The organism is Thermoactinospora rubra (assembly GCF_002093975.1).
GTDB classification, from domain to species: domain Bacteria; phylum Actinomycetota; class Actinomycetes; order Streptosporangiales; family Streptosporangiaceae; genus Nonomuraea; species Nonomuraea rubra_A.
Window position 1 is genome coordinate 42,406 of sequence record NZ_MSZZ01000033.1, and the last position, 13,426, is coordinate 55,831.

16 protein-coding genes are annotated in these 13,426 nt (G+C 72.9%); 5 read left to right on the forward strand and 11 right to left on the reverse strand.

Annotated elements, in window-relative coordinates; translation table 11 throughout:
* Positions 1-200: 200 nt before the first annotated feature.
* On the forward strand, positions 201-3,809 hold the full coding sequence (locus BSB02_RS26615) for an AAA family ATPase (protein WP_084963084.1): 3,609 nt from the start codon (positions 201-203) through the stop codon (positions 3,807-3,809).
* A gap of 180 nt (positions 3,810-3,989) precedes the next feature.
* Here the strand turns inward: BSB02_RS26615 and BSB02_RS26620 are convergent, their stop codons facing one another.
* The 10 genes from BSB02_RS26620 to BSB02_RS26665 all read right to left on the reverse strand — a co-directional run bounded on the left by BSB02_RS26620 (position 3,990) and on the right by BSB02_RS26665 (position 11,058).
* A complete protein-coding gene (locus BSB02_RS26620; protein WP_158088732.1) occupies positions 3,990-4,286 on the reverse strand; it encodes a DUF2283 domain-containing protein in 297 nt (98 codons plus the stop codon).
* Between the two features lie 9 nt (positions 4,287-4,295).
* Entirely contained in the window at positions 4,296-4,520 is a 225-nt protein-coding gene (locus BSB02_RS26625; protein WP_084963088.1) for a DUF4258 domain-containing protein, read from the reverse strand.
* A complete protein-coding gene (locus tag BSB02_RS26630) occupies positions 4,520-4,939 on the reverse strand; it encodes a DUF6941 family protein (protein WP_084963091.1) in 420 nt (139 codons plus the stop codon). The genes BSB02_RS26625 and BSB02_RS26630 overlap by 1 nt, the downstream gene beginning before the upstream one ends.
* 221 nt (positions 4,940-5,160) lie before the next feature.
* Positions 5,161-5,382, reverse strand: a complete 222-nt coding sequence (locus tag BSB02_RS26635) for a hypothetical protein (protein ID WP_084963093.1) — start codon at positions 5,380-5,382, stop codon at positions 5,161-5,163.
* A 144-nt stretch (positions 5,383-5,526) separates the two neighbouring features.
* On the reverse strand, positions 5,527-6,357 hold the full coding sequence (locus BSB02_RS26640; protein WP_084963095.1) for an ABC transporter permease: 831 nt from the start codon (positions 6,355-6,357) through the stop codon (positions 5,527-5,529).
* Between the two features lie 18 nt (positions 6,358-6,375).
* Positions 6,376-7,338, reverse strand: a complete 963-nt coding sequence (locus BSB02_RS26645) for an ATP-binding cassette domain-containing protein (protein ID WP_084963097.1) — start codon at positions 7,336-7,338, stop codon at positions 6,376-6,378.
* 9 nt (positions 7,339-7,347) lie between these two features.
* Entirely contained in the window at positions 7,348-7,899 is a 552-nt protein-coding gene (locus BSB02_RS26650) for an NADPH-dependent FMN reductase (protein WP_084963098.1), read from the reverse strand.
* A gap of 113 nt (positions 7,900-8,012) precedes the next feature.
* On the reverse strand, positions 8,013-9,020 hold the full coding sequence (locus tag BSB02_RS43145; RefSeq protein WP_084963100.1) for a lytic polysaccharide monooxygenase auxiliary activity family 9 protein: 1,008 nt from the start codon (positions 9,018-9,020) through the stop codon (positions 8,013-8,015).
* 52 nt (positions 9,021-9,072) lie between these two features.
* Complete coding sequence (locus tag BSB02_RS26660; protein ID WP_084963102.1) at positions 9,073-10,371, reverse strand: HAMP domain-containing sensor histidine kinase; 1,299 nt, start codon at positions 10,369-10,371, stop codon at positions 9,073-9,075.
* Between the two features lie 9 nt (positions 10,372-10,380).
* On the reverse strand, positions 10,381-11,058 hold the full coding sequence (locus BSB02_RS26665; protein WP_084963358.1) for a response regulator transcription factor: 678 nt from the start codon (positions 11,056-11,058) through the stop codon (positions 10,381-10,383).
* A 46-nt stretch (positions 11,059-11,104) separates the two neighbouring features.
* Here BSB02_RS26665 and BSB02_RS26670 point away from each other — a divergent pair, with 46 nt between their 5' ends.
* Together BSB02_RS26670 and BSB02_RS26675 are read left to right on the forward strand one after the other, a co-directional pair.
* Positions 11,105-11,596, forward strand: a complete 492-nt coding sequence (locus BSB02_RS26670; protein ID WP_143591189.1) for a hypothetical protein — start codon at positions 11,105-11,107, stop codon at positions 11,594-11,596.
* A gap of 198 nt (positions 11,597-11,794) precedes the next feature.
* Positions 11,795-12,175: a hypothetical protein gene (locus tag BSB02_RS26675; RefSeq protein WP_084963106.1), complete on the forward strand. Its 381-nt coding sequence runs from the start codon at positions 11,795-11,797 to the stop codon at positions 12,173-12,175.
* On the opposite strand, the gene BSB02_RS26680 is transcribed toward BSB02_RS26675, so the two are convergent.
* Positions 12,151-12,645 carry a 2-thiouracil desulfurase family protein gene (locus BSB02_RS26680; RefSeq protein WP_084963108.1) on the reverse strand — a complete coding sequence of 165 codons (495 nt, stop codon included), beginning with the start codon at positions 12,643-12,645 and terminating at the stop codon, positions 12,151-12,153. The two genes, BSB02_RS26675 and BSB02_RS26680, sit on opposite strands and share 25 nt — an antisense overlap.
* 33 nt (positions 12,646-12,678) lie before the next feature.
* Between BSB02_RS26680 and BSB02_RS26685 the strand changes: the two genes are divergently transcribed.
* Positions 12,679-13,038 (forward strand): hypothetical protein, encoded by a 360-nt coding sequence (locus tag BSB02_RS26685; protein WP_084963110.1) that lies wholly within the window; start codon positions 12,679-12,681, stop codon positions 13,036-13,038.
* Positions 13,035-13,415 carry a hypothetical protein gene (locus BSB02_RS26690; protein WP_084963360.1) on the forward strand — a complete coding sequence of 127 codons (381 nt, stop codon included), beginning with the start codon at positions 13,035-13,037 and terminating at the stop codon, positions 13,413-13,415. The genes BSB02_RS26685 and BSB02_RS26690 overlap by 4 nt, the downstream gene beginning before the upstream one ends.
* Positions 13,416-13,426 lie beyond the last annotated feature (11 nt).

Below are 13,426 nucleotides of genomic sequence, written 5' to 3' on the forward strand. Positions count from 1 at the left end.
GTACCGGCCGATGGACGTCGGAGGGTGCGGCGGGGACCTTTCGCGAATTGCCGGGCCCCTTCCCGTAACCGCGCCTTGCCGCGTCTTTTCGTGACTTTCCGGACTTGAGGGGAAATTTCGGGAAATTCGCGGTTTCGGGGTGGCGGACTCGCGGGCGGAGCGGAAAGTTGTCGGTGGAGCCGGATAGCTTTGGCGGCGTCATGGACGTTTCCAGAGTCGGCGACGGGCTCATCGGCAGAGACCACCCTGCCGCGCTGCTGCGCGCCGAGATCAGCCGGACCGTGGCCAGCCACGGCGGGCTCGTGCTGGTCACCGGCGAGCCCGGCATCGGCAAGACCACGCTGCTGACCAGCGCCGCCGAGGAGGCGCGGCGGCAGGGCGCGCTGGTGCTCAGCGGCTCGTGCTGGGATTCCGAGGCCGCGCCCGGCTACTGGCCGTGGGTGCAGGTCATGCGCGCCCTGCGGCGCAGCGACGAGGGGGCGCTGGCCGAGCAGGCCGTCGGCACGCGCCTGGCCTCGCTGATCGGCGAGGAGACCGACGCCTTCCAGGTCTACGACTCGGTCACCACCGCGCTCGTCACCGTCTCCCAGCGCCGGCCCGTGATGGTCGTGCTCGACGACCTGCACTGGGCCGATCCCGCCTCGCTCAGGCTGCTGGAGTTCGTGGCGCAGCACGCCTGGTTCGAGCGGCTGCTGCTCGTGGGGGCCTACCGCGACGCCGAGGCCGAGCCGATCCCGCTGCTGTCCAGGGCCACCACGATCGGCCTGGCCGGGCTGGAGCGCGCCGACGTGGGGCGGCTGATGGCGCGCATCACCGGCCTGGAGCCGCCCGAGGAGCTGGTCGCCGAGGTCCACGCGCGCACGGGCGGCAACCCGTTCTTCGTCGAGCAGACCGCGCGGCTGTGGCACGGCGGCGGCTCGGCCACCGCCGTCCCGCCCGGCATCCGCGACGCCGTGCGCCGCCGCCTCGACCTGCTTCCCGCCCCCGTGGCGGACCTGCTGGGCCAAGCCTGCGTGCTCGGCCGCCAGTTCCACCGCCGCGTCCTGGCCGTGCTGGCCGGCCAGCCCGTCCCCCTCACCGACCGCCTGCTCGACCAGGCCGTCGCCGCCCGCCTCCTGACCGTCCAGGGCGGCGGCGTCTTCGCCTTCGCGCACGACCTGGTCCGGGAGACGCTCTACGACTCCCTCCCCGACGCGCGGGAGCGCCACGCGCGGCTGGTCGAGGCGCTGGACCTCGACCCCGACCTGACCTCCCACGTCCTGCCCGCCGACCTGGCCCACCACGCCCACCTCGCGGGCGACCTGCTGCCCTCCTCGCGCGTGGTCGAGCTGTTGCTCGCCGCCGCCCAGGACGCCGCCGCCCGGCTGGCCCGCGAGGAGGCCGCCGCGCACTACCGCCGCGCCCTGGAGGCCGCCTCCGGCTCGCCGCCGCAGCGCCGGGTGGGCATCATGCTCGACCTGGCCGGCACCCTGGCCCACCTCGGCGACGACGAGGGGGCGCGGCGGCACTTCGACGACGCGCTCGCGGTCGCGCGGGAGAGCGGCGACGCGGCGCTGCTGGCCCGGGTCGCGCTGTCGGCCCGCAACCCGGCGCACACCGCGTACGGCCCGCGCGACGATGTGCTGCGGGAGGCCTACGCGAAGCTCGTCGGCGACCCGGCTCCGGCTGTTGCGGGTACGGAGGGCGACCTGGGGGCGGTGGGCGACGACGGCCCGGGATCTCCGGCGGGCCACGACGCCGCGTCCACCGACCTGCTGGCGAAGGAGCTGGCCATCCACCTGGCCGTGACCGCGAGGGACGACCACGACGACGACGCGCTGGCCCTGAGCCTGTGGGCCTACCACGACGTGATCTGGGGCCCGGGCACCGCCGCGCAGCGCGTCGCGCTCACCGACGAGCTGATCTCGCTCTACCGGCGCACCGGCGACCTCCACGCCGAGCACTTCGCCACCGCCCTGCGCTGGGTCGCGCTGCTGGAGGACGGCGACCCCCGCTTCCCGCAGTCGTTCCACGCCTACGTCACCGCGGGCGAACGCAGCGACATGCCGATGCTCAAGATCAGCACCGCGGTCGACAGGAGCATCGTCGCCGCCCTCACGGGCCGCTTCAACGAGGCGTGGGCGCTGCTCGACGACCCGAGCGTGGCCGAGCACGCCCGCGATCACTCCTTCTTCTGCCACATGCTCGACCACCACCGCTGGACGCTGAGCCTCCTGCAGGGCCGCACCGGCTCCCTGGAGGAGATCCACCGCGCCCTGCGCGCCGGCACGCATCCCTGCCCGGTGCTCCTGGAGGCCATCACGGCCGTCCACCTCGGCGACGTCGACGCCGCGTTCCGCCACCTCGCCGAGGCCACCGCGCGCGGCGAGGGCAGCATCCGCATGGCCGAGCCGCTCCGCCTCCGGCTCCAGGCCCAGCTCGCCTCGGCCACCGGCGACCCCGAGCTCTGCTCCCGCGCCCGCGCCTCCCTCACGCCGCACCGCGGCCGTTGGGCCGTCTCCCTCTACGGCTGGGACGTCAGCGGCCCGTTCGACTACTGGCTGGGGCTGGTGGAGCTGGCCGACGGCCGCCGCCGGGCCGCCGTCGAGGCCTTCACCGCCGCCCGCCGCGCCGCCGACCAGCTGGGCGCGCGCCCCTGGTCCACCCTGGCCTCACTCGGCCTGGCCCAGGCGCTCGCCGCCTCCGGCTCCGCCGAGGAGGCGAGCAGGACGCGGATCCGCGGCGGGGCGCTCGGCATCGCGGGGGAGCCCGGTGAATCCCCGCATCGTGAAGCGGCGACGGGAGCCCTGCCAGGGCGGGAACCGGACGCCATGGGCGCGGCGGATGCCGCGTCGGGGCCCGGCGCGGTGGACGAGGACGCTGTGCCGGGGTCCGGCGGCGGGGGCGTTGATGCCGAACCGGCTCTGCAGGGGCGGCCTTTCGCCGGCGGGCACTCCCAGCTCGACGCGCTCTCCTCGGCGGACGGGGTGGGCGTGGCCGACGGCCGGCAGGTGCTGAACCTGGTCCGGCTGGTCCGGCGCGAGGCGGTGGCGCTGGGCATGGGGCACGTGGCCGAGCAGGCCGAGCAGCTGGTCCGGGATGCCGGGCGCGGGCGGCCGGCCGTACCGGCGGGAGACGACGACACGGACGGCGGCACCGACGATGAGGCGATTGGCGGCGCGGACGACGGTGCGACCGATGGCGCGAACGACGGCGCGACGGTGTCCAGGAGCGCTTCGCCGTACACCGATCATGAAGAACGGCGGAGCGTCCCCGAGTGGCACAGCGGCGAGTTCCGGCGCGACGGTCCCGTGTGGCGGCTCGGGTTCGGCGGTCGCGTCGTGCACATGCCGGACGCCAAGGGGCTGCGCGACCTCCACACGCTGCTGGCCCGGCCCGGCGTGGAGGTCGCGGCGACGAGGCTGCTCAACCCGGACGGCGGCGACCTCGTGGTCGCGGCGAGCCGCCTGGGCGGTGACGCGGTCCTCGACGAGGAGGCCAAGGCGCGCTACCGGCGTCGCCTCGAGCGCCTCGACGAGGAGATCGACCGGGCGACCCAGCTGGGGGACGACCGGAGGGCCGCCGAGTACGACCGCGAGCGTGCCGCCCTGCTCGACGAGCTGCGTGCCGCCGCCGGCCTGGGCGGACGCCCGCGACGGCTCGGTGACGAGGCCGAACGCGCCAGGAAGACGGTCACCGCGCGGATCCGCGACGTGCTCCGCCGGCTCGACCGCGTCCATCCCGAGCTCGCGCTGCACCTGAGAACGAGCGTCGTGACGGGTTCGAGCTGCCGGTACCAGCCGGAGCAGGAGGTGGCCTGGCGCCTGTGACGGCCCCGCGCCGCGGTCCCCTGGTCCCTGGTCCTCGGTACTTCACGCGGACCTGCGGCTCCGCTCGCGCTCAGTGCCGCGTGTGCCCCGCCATGGCGCGGCTTCTCTCTCCGCATGGCAAAGCCCCCGCTCTCCTCGGCGGCGAGGGCTCCTTTCGAGGTCGCGGGTTCCGCTAGTCGGTTACGCGACGTAGGGCGTCTTTTCCACCTGGAGTTTGGGAACCTCACGTCGGCCTTGGATGCCGATTGGGAACTGTGCGCGCAGCTGCTGCGCATCAGCATCGGTGACCTGGTATCGGGACAGGATCTTCTCCAGTCCCCAGGAGCGGGACAGGCCGATTACCTCGATCCCGATCAGGCGTCCGTCTTCGGTTTCGTCGACGAAGGTAAGGTCCTCGATCTCTCGGGTAGCCGCCACTGGCTCATCGAGCAACGTCACGTATAGGGCGTCGGCGTCTAGGTCGTAGTCGATTCGCACGGCCATCTCCTATTCTCCGAGCCAGAACGCGGTCACGATCACCGTCTCATCGACGGTCAGCACCACTTGTAGTATGCGTTGCCCCCTGGCGTATCCCAAGACTTTCACCTTGCCGGGGTCTGCCGGCCTGGGCGGTGGGATCCGGCGGCGAAGCGCGTTTCTGATGTCCTCTTCAGTGATGCCGCGCTGCTCACAGCGTTGTTTGACGTGATAGGTAAGGGTCGGTTCGTCCATCACGCCTGTCCTTGTGGAGGCGTGGGGATGGCTCTCAGATCGAGGTCATGCACACGCTCGTCGTCGATGACGAGCGTGAGGGAGTAGTCGCCGTACTTAGGGATCGGGAGCGTCAGCGGTATCGCGATGCCCAAGCCGGTCTTCCAGTGCAGAGGAACAGACTCGATCTTCGGCGGGGCCTTCAGTGTGGCACGGATGGTGAGGAGGTTGCCGTCTTCCCCGGTGAACTCAAGTCGAAGCCGGTGAGCTTGGCCCGGGGTGTCGGTCGAGTCAAAGGTAATCCGGATGGCAAGGCCCAGAGGGTGAGACGTCGGCACGACCGGTGCGTGGATAGTGTCGACTCCAGCACCGAGGATGTCCAAGACCCCTGGCAGCTGCCGAACGAACTGCGCTGGGATCATGAAGTCGAGCTTGGGCATGGATGCGCTCTCCGATAAGTCGGTCTGAGCGACTCACCGTACACGTACAACTACTGTGCGGTGGGGCGTTTCCATACTTGAGACTCAGACAGCTCAAGCGCTGTAAGCGCTGGCGTGGTGGGTAGCCTGGGGCCGGTGCCCGGCTGTGGAGAAGCGGCCGGGCACCCGTGCGTACGGCTGCGCTTAGGAAGCGCGGTCAACCGGCCTTCCGATCTTGAGAGTCAGCGCCGGGTCATGGACCACGCACCGTCCGCCGTGACGGTGGCGTAGCGGGTCCCGGCCGGGAGGATGACACGCCCCCTGTAATCGCCGATCTCGTTGACGAGCAGACGCAGGTACCTGCCGCGGTTGTCGAGCGCCCACACGATGAAGTTCCCCTCGCCGCTGTGGCGCAGCGTCAGGCGGCGCAGGCCTTGCTCGGCGAGGCGAGGCTCTTCGTGCATGTTGACAAGGAATCGACGGCCTATGCGACATGGCAACCGGGCGCGGGAGGCCATGATGCCTCCTTCGCGCCCGGTTCGGCTGAGGTGTCCAGCGCCCTAGCGGAGATCGTTAACGACGTTTACCCAGCTAGAGGCGATAGGTCGTCACTTGCGGTTGTAGAGCCGCATCGTCAGCGTGCCGAAGATCGCGATGCAGACGGCGGCGGCGATGAGGACCCAGGCGATCTCGCCCGAGTCCGTCGTCCCGCCCATGAGGGACCGCACGGCCGAGACCAGGTGCGTGATCGGGTTGACGTTCACGAAGGCCTGCAGCCAGCCCGGCATCGTGGACGGGTCGACGTAGACGTTGCTGAGGAACGTGAGCGGGAACAGCACGAGCATGCTGACCCCCATGACGGACTTCTCGCTGCGCAGCAGGAGCCCGAACATGGTCCACACCCACGAGAAGGCGAAGGAGAAGCCCACCAGCAGCGCGATCCCGGCGACGACGCCCACGACCCCGCCCGGCGGGCGGAAGCCCAGGATCAGGCCGACGACGAGGATCACGGTCGAGGCCATGGTGTAGCGGAAGGCGTCGCCCAGCAGGTAGCCGACCATGGGCGCCGGGCGCCACATGGGCAGGCTGCGGAAGCGGTCGAAGACGCCGCGTTCGATGTCCTTGTTGACCTCCACGCCGGTGTACATGGTGATCATGACGACGCTGGAGACCATGATGCCCGGCAGGACGAACTGGATGTACTGGCTGGGGGAGCCGGCCAGCGCGCCGCCGAACAGGTACGTGAACATCAACGTCATCATGATCGGGAAGGCGGTGACGTCGAAGAGCTGCTCGGGGACGTGCTTGATCTTGAGCATGGCGCGCCAGCCGAAGGTGAGGGACGCCGACCAGGCGCTGGGCCGGGGCGGGCGCGACTGGCGCGACAGGACGGCGCCGACGGTCTCGGCGACGGGGGTGTAGGTCTCGGTCGTGGTCATGGTGTCTCCGTAGGGGCGTCAGGCGGCGGGCTTGTCGGTGAGGGCGAGGAACACCTCGTCGAGGCTGGGCTGGCCGAGGGAGAAGTCGTCGACGACGATCCCGGCGCGCGACAGCTCCATCAGGGCACGGGAGGCCTGCTCGGCGGCGGCCTCGTCGCGGCCGTTGCCGATGATGCGCGCCGTGAGCGCCACCGGGTCGGCGTCGATGTAGACGGGGGCGCCGAGCGCCTCGGCGAGCAGGCGCTCTGCCTCGGGCCGCCGGTGCGGGTCGCGCAGCCGTACGTGCACCGAACCCGCGCCGATCGAGGACTTCAGCTGCCCCGGCGTGCCCTCCGCGATCACCTTGCCGTGGTCGATCACCGCGATGCGGCTCGCCAGCCGGTCGGCCTCCTCCAGGTACTGGGTCGTGAGCAGCACCGTGGTGCCGTGGGCGACGACGATCCTGACGATGTCCCACACCTGGTTGCGGCTGCGCGGGTCCAGGCCGGTGGTCGGCTCGTCGAGGAAGAGCAGGTCGGGGGTGTTGAGGATGCTGGCGGCGATGTCGATGCGCCGCCGCATGCCGCCGGAGTAGTTCTTGACCTGCCGGTCGGCGGCGTCGGTGAGCCCGAACGCCTCCAGCAGCTCGCGGGCCCGGTCGGCCGCGGCGGCCTTCCTGTGCCCGAGCAGGCGGCCCAGCAGCACGAGGTTCTCCATGCCGGTCAGGTCCTCGTCCACCGAGGCGTACTGCCCGGTCAGGCTCACCCGGCCGCGTACGGCGTCCGCCTCGCGCACCACGTCGTGGCCGAACACCCGCGCCTGGCCCCCGTCCGGGCGCAGCAGCGTGGCCAGCATCCTGACCGCGGTCGTCTTCCCGGCGCCGTTGGGCCCGAGGACCCCGTACACCGCACCCGCGGGGACGGCCAGGTCCAGGCCGTCGACCGCGCGGTTGTCGCCGAAGACCTTCACCAGTCCCGACGTCTCAATGGCAAGATCGCTCATCTGTTTCTCCTAGGACACGTACGGCCGGGCGGCCCGGGCCTCGCGCAGCGCGAGCGCCCACCACGTGAGCTGGTCGAGCATGGCCTCGGCCGCCCGCAGGTGCTCGTCCCGCGCGCGCGTGCAGGTCATCAGGTCGATGCCGACACCGTCGCGCACGGTCATGGCGTGAAGCTCGGTGAACACCGTGCGCAGCTGCTCGACGGCGAAGACGCCGTCGGACCCGCTGCCGTAGGAGACGAATCCCACGGGCTTGGCCCGCCACTCGTCGTAGGCACAGTCGATCGCCTGCTTGAGCGAGGCGGGGAAGCTGCGGTTGTACTCCGGCGTGACGACCACGAACGCGTCGGCCCGCCCCACGGCCGCGGCGAACTCGCGCATCACCGGGTCCGGGCAGCGGGGGTAGCGTGCGGGGAAGGCGTAGTCGGCCAGGTCGACGACGGTGACCTCGAGCTCGGGCCGCCCGCTCGCGTGGTCGGCGAACCAGCGGGCGACGGTGTCGCCCACTCGTCCCTCGCGGGTGCTGCCGACGATGACGGCCACGCGCAGCGGTTCGGTGCTCACATCCCTAAGGCGCGAGATCTCCGCTAGATCGGATCTAGCGGAGATCTCTTTCGCCGTACGGCTGCCGCGTGGCCGTCAGAGCGTGTCAGGAGAGCGTGACGGACAGGCGTGCCTCAGCGCGTGACCGTGAGGAAGGTGCGGGCCGTACCGCCGTCCTGGCAGGAGACGACCACCGCGTGCCTGCCCGGCCTGGCGGCGGTGAGCGCCGGGGTCCAGACCGCGGCCGGCGCGGCGGCCTCGTGGCGGCGCGGCGTGAAGGCGGCGGACGTCACGGCCCGCACGCGACCGGTGCCGCAGACGGCCGTGACGGTGACCTGGCCACCCGCCCGGACGGTGACCGGGCGGACGCCCGCGCCGGCGTCCACGTGCGACAGGGCGACGGGCGGGGCGGTGGCGGTCGGCGTCGGGGTCGGAGCCGGGGAGGTCGGGGAGGCCGAGGGCGTGGGGGACGTGGGGGACGCGGTGGGAGCGGGCGTCGGGGAGGTCCCGCCGGAGCCGAACACCACGTCCGAGCAGGAGTAGAACGCCTCCGGGCTGTCGCTGCGCTGCCAGATCGCGTAGATGAGGTGGCGGCCGGTCCTGACGGGCAGGGTCGCCTCCATGACGTAGGAGCCGTTGGCCATCGAGGGGTCCTGCTGCCGGTGGAACGGCTTGGCCTCCAGGTCCGACCACTTCAGCGGCTTGGCGGGATCGTAGCCGGGCTTGGTGAGGTAGAGCTCGAAGCTGCCCCTGTGCGGAGCCGTACCGCGGAAGGTGAAGGTGAACCTTCCGCCGGAGGGCAGCGCGGCGGCGGGCCAGTCGGCGCGGGCCTGGTCGAGACCGCGGTACTTGTCGCGCCCGGCGCTGCACAGCCTGCCGTCGGGGATGAGCTCGCGGTGCCGTCCGGCCGCGTTGGCGAGGTTGACCTCGTTCCAGTCGTAGAGCGGCTGGGTGCCGCCGAGCGCCACGGCCTGCTTGCAGGCGGCGGACCTGGGGCTCTCGGGGCCTTCCAGGTAGCAGACCATGGCCCGGCTCGGCGGGTTGTTCATGGTGCCGTGGGCGTGGGCGGCGCCGGGGGTCAGGGTGAGCGCGACGGGAACGGTCAGGAGTGCGGCGAGGAGGGCTTTGCGTGTGATCTGCATGCGAGCCACCTTGGACCGCGCGAAAGGCGGACATAGGGCTCTTGAGCCGGCGTTAAGGACGCCTTAGCCGCCTCTTCAGCCCGCTCGCGGGGCGCGTGCGCAGCCACAGCCCGATCTGGGCGCCGCCCAGCGACGAGCGGTCGACCTTGATCCAGCCGCCGGTCGACTCGGCCAGCCGCCGCGCGATGTCCAGCCCCAGGCCCGTCGAGCCGGCGCCGCTGGCGCCGCGCTCCAGCGCGGTCTCGGGGTCGCGGATGCCGGGCCCCGCGTCGGCGACGAGGATGCCCACCGCGTCGGCGCCTTCGTGCAGCGTCACGCTGAAGGCCGTCCCCTCGGGCGTGTGGCGGAAGACGTTGCCGAGCAGCGCGTCCACGGCGGCGGTCAGCTCGCTCGCCGCGACCGGCACCCGCACCGGCAGCTCCGCGCCGATCAGGTCCCACGGCCGCCCCTGGTCCTCGGCCAGCGCCGACCAGAACGTCAGCCGCTCGCGCAGCACCTCGGCGGCGTCGCAGGCGGTGGCCCGCGACGGCCGCCTGGCCGTGGAGATGACCGCGTCGACCTCGCCCTCCAGCCGGGCCAGCGCCTCCCGGCTCGGCTCGGCGTCGGGGCCGAGCTGGTCCAGGCTCAGCCGCAGCGCGGTCAGGGGCGTGCGCAGCCGGTGCGACAGGTCGGCGACCAGTTCCCGCTCGGCGGCCAGCAGCCGGGTGATCTGGTTGGCCATGGAGTTGAACGCCTGCCCCGCCGCGACCAGCTCCGGCGGCCCCTCGGGGTGGATGCGCACGCCGAGGTCGCCCTTCCCGAGCGCGGCGGCGGCCGAGCCGAGCTGCCGCGTGGCCCGCACGACCCGCGCGCCCAGCCGGTCGCCCACGATCACCGAGCCCAGCACGAGCACGGCGGCCAGCACGGCCAGCACGGCCCACGCCGTGCCGACGCCGCGCGTCAGCTCGTCCGACGGGACGAACACCTCGATCACCGCGCTCCTGCCCTCCTCCAGCGCCACCGGGCGCAGCAGCACCACGCCGGAGTCCAGTTCGAGGGTCGTCGCCCGGGTCTGCGCCGAGGCGGCGGCCACCTCGGCGGCCGGCGCGTGACCGGCGCCCGTGGTCCTGCCGTCGACGTGGATGGCCAGCAGGCCGCGCCGCCCGGCCTCGGTGCTGGCCATGGCGTGGCCCAGGTCGGCGTCCGCGGTGGTCAGGGCCAGCACCGGCACCAGGGCCGCGGCCTGCCGTTCCGCGTCGCCGAGCGCCCCGCCGTACGCCGCCTCCTTCACGATCAGCCCGAGCGGGACCAGGAAGGCCAGCGCCACCATCGAGGTGACGGCGACGACCAGGAGAGCGAGCGTGGCCCTCATCGCGGGCCCCTACCGGGGAGCGCAGAGCATGACGCCCACGCCGCGCACGGTGTGCAGGTACCGCGGCCGGGCGGCGCTCTCGCCCAGCTTGCGGCGCAGCCACGACAGGTGCACGTCGATGGTCTGGTCGTCGCCGTAGGACTGCCGCCACACCTCGGCCAGCAGCTCCCGGCGGCTCACCACCCGGTCGGCCCGCGCGGCCAGGTAGGCGAGCAGGTCGAACTCGCGCCTGGTCAGCGCCAGCGCCTGCCCGTCGAGCGTCGCCTCCCGCCTGCCGACGTCCACGGTCAGCCCGCCCACGTGGAGGATCTGGGGAGGTACGGCGGAGCGGGCCCGCCGCAGCACGGCGTCCAGCCTGGCCCCGAGGTGGTCGGCGGAGAAGGGCTTGACCAGGTAGTCGTCGGCCCCGGCGCGCAGCAGCCTGACGATCTCGGCCTCGTCGTCGCGCGCGGTGGCCACGATGACCGGCACGTCGGAGATGCCGCGCACCATCCGCAGCGCCTCGGAGCCGTCGAGGTCGGGCAGCCCCAGGTCGAGGATGACCACGTCCGGCGGGCGTTGCGCGATCTCCCGCAGCGCGTCCAGGGCGCATCCCGCGCTGCGCACGGCGTGGTCGCGCCTGCCGAGCTCCTGGATCATGGCCGAGCGGACGAAGTCGTCGTCCTCCACCACCAGAACCGTCGCCATGCGCCCCAACGGTAGCCGCCGTTACTGTAGGGGAGTGCGGCGAGTCGTGAGATTTGTGGTGATCTGGTGTGGAGCCACCGCGATCGCCGTCTTCATCTCCTGGTTCGCCGTGCGCGACGTGCTGCGCGTGGAGTTCGTGGACGACGTACGGCTGGACGCGATGCGCGCCCAGACCTTCCCGGAGCGGGACCCCACGGCGCCCCCGACCCGGACCGCGCTGCCGACCCCGGTCAGGACGGCCTCGCCGGCCCCGATGCGGACCGCGAGGCCCAGCCCGGCGCCCCGCCGTACCACAGAAAAGCCGCCCAGCCGGGCACCCGAGGACGTCAGGGTGGTGCGGGTGAAGCGCGGCGAGGTGGCGTTCGGCCTGGGCGCCTCCGGCTGCCGCCTGGTCTCGGCGACCCCGGCGGCCGGTCACACGGCCAAGGTCACCGAGCACCCCGACTGGGTCAGGGTCGACCTCGTCGCCGACGACGGCCACGGCACCGCGGTGTTCTGCGTCAGCCGGGAGCGCCGCACCGACACCTGGGACTACTGACGCACCGACACCTGGGACTGCCGGACCGCTGAGCCGCCGGACCTTCCGGCGTCCCGGAACCCCTGGCAGCCGGGACCCTGGCAGCCGGGACCCCTGACGGCTCCCGCCGCCCCGGAGGCCCCCTACGCCGAGCGGCGTACCCGCCCCGCCTCCCGCGGGGCGATTCGCCGCGCCCCTCCCGATGACACCGTGACGGGTATGGACCGCCTCACCAAGACGCTCGGCTGGCTCTCGCTGCTGTACGCGCCGGCCTTCCTCGCCGGCGCCCTGCTGCACGCCGGGGTACGGCTCGGCCCGCTGAGCACACCGCCGGTGCCGCCCGCCGTGGTCGTCGAGACGCTGTGCGGGCTCGCGATGCTGGCCGCCGGGTACGGCGTGCTGACCGGCAGGCCGTGGGCGCGCGAGGGGGTCGCCTACGCGCACGCGGGCACCCTGGCGGGCGTGCTGCTCGGCATCGTCGCGACCGCGCTCGTGCCCGGCTCCGACACCCCGCTGACCTCGTGGTACCACAGCGTCATGGCCGCCGCGCTGGCGCTCGGGCTGGGCGTGGTCCTCTACTCCTCCAGGGCGCGCAGGTAGGCCGCGGCCTCGCCGATCCGGTCCTCGCTGAACACGCGGATGCCGTGGAGCTCCAGCAGCGCGGTCGTCACCCCCCGGCCCGGGGTGCGACGGCCGCGGAAGGTGCCGTCGTAGACGGTGAGCGAGCCGCACGAGGGGCTGCCCTCCTTGAGCACGGCCAGCCGTACCCCAAAAGACTGCGCCACGGCGAGCGCGGCCTGCGCTCCGGACAGGAAGGCGGCGGTCACGTCCTCGCCGGAGGCGGTGAGCACGCGGGCCGCCCCGGCCAGCACCGCGGACCCGTCCGCGCCGCCCTCGATCTCGGCGGCGGGACGCGGTACGGGCAGCCCGCCCTCGACCTCGGGGCAGAACGGCACCAGCCGCCCCTCCTCGCGCCAGGCGGCCAGGTGCTCGTCGGCGCTGGTCTTGGCGCCGCCGTCGTAGCGCACGCGGCGGCCCACGAGGCACGCGCTGACCAGGATCCGCTCCACAGACCACAGGCTAGCCCCGCTAGCCTTCTGCTCATGTCCCAGACCGTCGCGACCGGCGTGATCGCCCTGGCGCTGCTGCTGGCCGTGGTGGCCCTGATCGTGGCCATCCGCGACCGGGCGATGGGCATGGTCCTGCTGATCGGCTTCGCCCTGCTGGAGATCGCGGTGCTCGTGCAGGCCGGGCTGGCGGTCGCCGCGCTGGCCGGCGGCCACGAGCCGAAGGAGAAGGTCACCTTCGTCGCCTACCTGGCGGGCACGGCGCTGATCCCGCCCGCCGGGGTGTTCCTGGCGCTGGCCGAGCGCAGCCGGTGGGGCTCGGCGATCCTCGTGGTGGCCGGGTTCGCTGTCGCCGTCATGACCGGGCGGCTGCTGCAGCTGTGGGCGGGCGCGTGAGCACGCCGATCGGCACGGGCCCGGGCCGGGCGCTGCTGGCCGTCTACGGGCTGTTCTCGGTGGCCGCGGGGTCGCGGGCGACCGTGCAGATCCTCCAGCGGTTCGACGAGGCGCCGCTGGCGTACTCGCTGTCGGCCTTCGCCGCGGCCGTCTACGTCGTGCTCACGGTCGCCCTGGCCCGCGGCGCCCGCCGGCTCGCGCTGTGGGCGCTGGCCATCGAGCTGGCCGGAGTGCTGGTGATCGGTACGGCGAGCGTCGTGCGTCCCGCGGCGTTCCCCGACGAGACGGTCTGGTCGGTCTACGGAAAGGGTTACCTCTTCATCCCGCTCGTGCTGCCGATCGTGGGTTTGTACTGGCTCCTCCGCAGGAGGCGTTAAGCGCCCGGGAG

Bases quoted from the DNA above. Each gene is read 5' to 3' on its own strand.
- BSB02_RS26615 (WP_084963084.1), top strand. From the start codon at position 201: ATGGACGTTTCCAGAGTCGGCGACGGGCTCATCGGCAGAGACCACCCT.
- BSB02_RS26625 (WP_084963088.1), bottom strand. From the start codon at position 4,520: ATGGACGAACCGACCCTTACCTATCACGTCAAACAACGCTGTGAGCAG.
- BSB02_RS26630 (WP_084963091.1), bottom strand. From the start codon at position 4,939: ATGCCCAAGCTCGACTTCATGATCCCAGCGCAGTTCGTTCGGCAGCTG.
- BSB02_RS26635 (WP_084963093.1), bottom strand. From the start codon at position 5,382: ATGCACGAAGAGCCTCGCCTCGCCGAGCAAGGCCTGCGCCGCCTGACG.
- BSB02_RS26640 (WP_084963095.1), bottom strand. From the start codon at position 6,357: ATGACCACGACCGAGACCTACACCCCCGTCGCCGAGACCGTCGGCGCC.
- BSB02_RS26645 (WP_084963097.1), bottom strand. From the start codon at position 7,338: ATGAGCGATCTTGCCATTGAGACGTCGGGACTGGTGAAGGTCTTCGGC.
- BSB02_RS43145 (WP_084963100.1), bottom strand. From the start codon at position 9,020: ATGCAGATCACACGCAAAGCCCTCCTCGCCGCACTCCTGACCGTTCCC.
- BSB02_RS26660 (WP_084963102.1), bottom strand. From the start codon at position 10,371: ATGAGGGCCACGCTCGCTCTCCTGGTCGTCGCCGTCACCTCGATGGTG.
- BSB02_RS26665 (WP_084963358.1), bottom strand. From the start codon at position 11,058: ATGGCGACGGTTCTGGTGGTGGAGGACGACGACTTCGTCCGCTCGGCC.
- BSB02_RS26675 (WP_084963106.1), top strand. From the start codon at position 11,795: ATGGACCGCCTCACCAAGACGCTCGGCTGGCTCTCGCTGCTGTACGCG.
- BSB02_RS26685 (WP_084963110.1), top strand. From the start codon at position 12,679: ATGTCCCAGACCGTCGCGACCGGCGTGATCGCCCTGGCGCTGCTGCTG.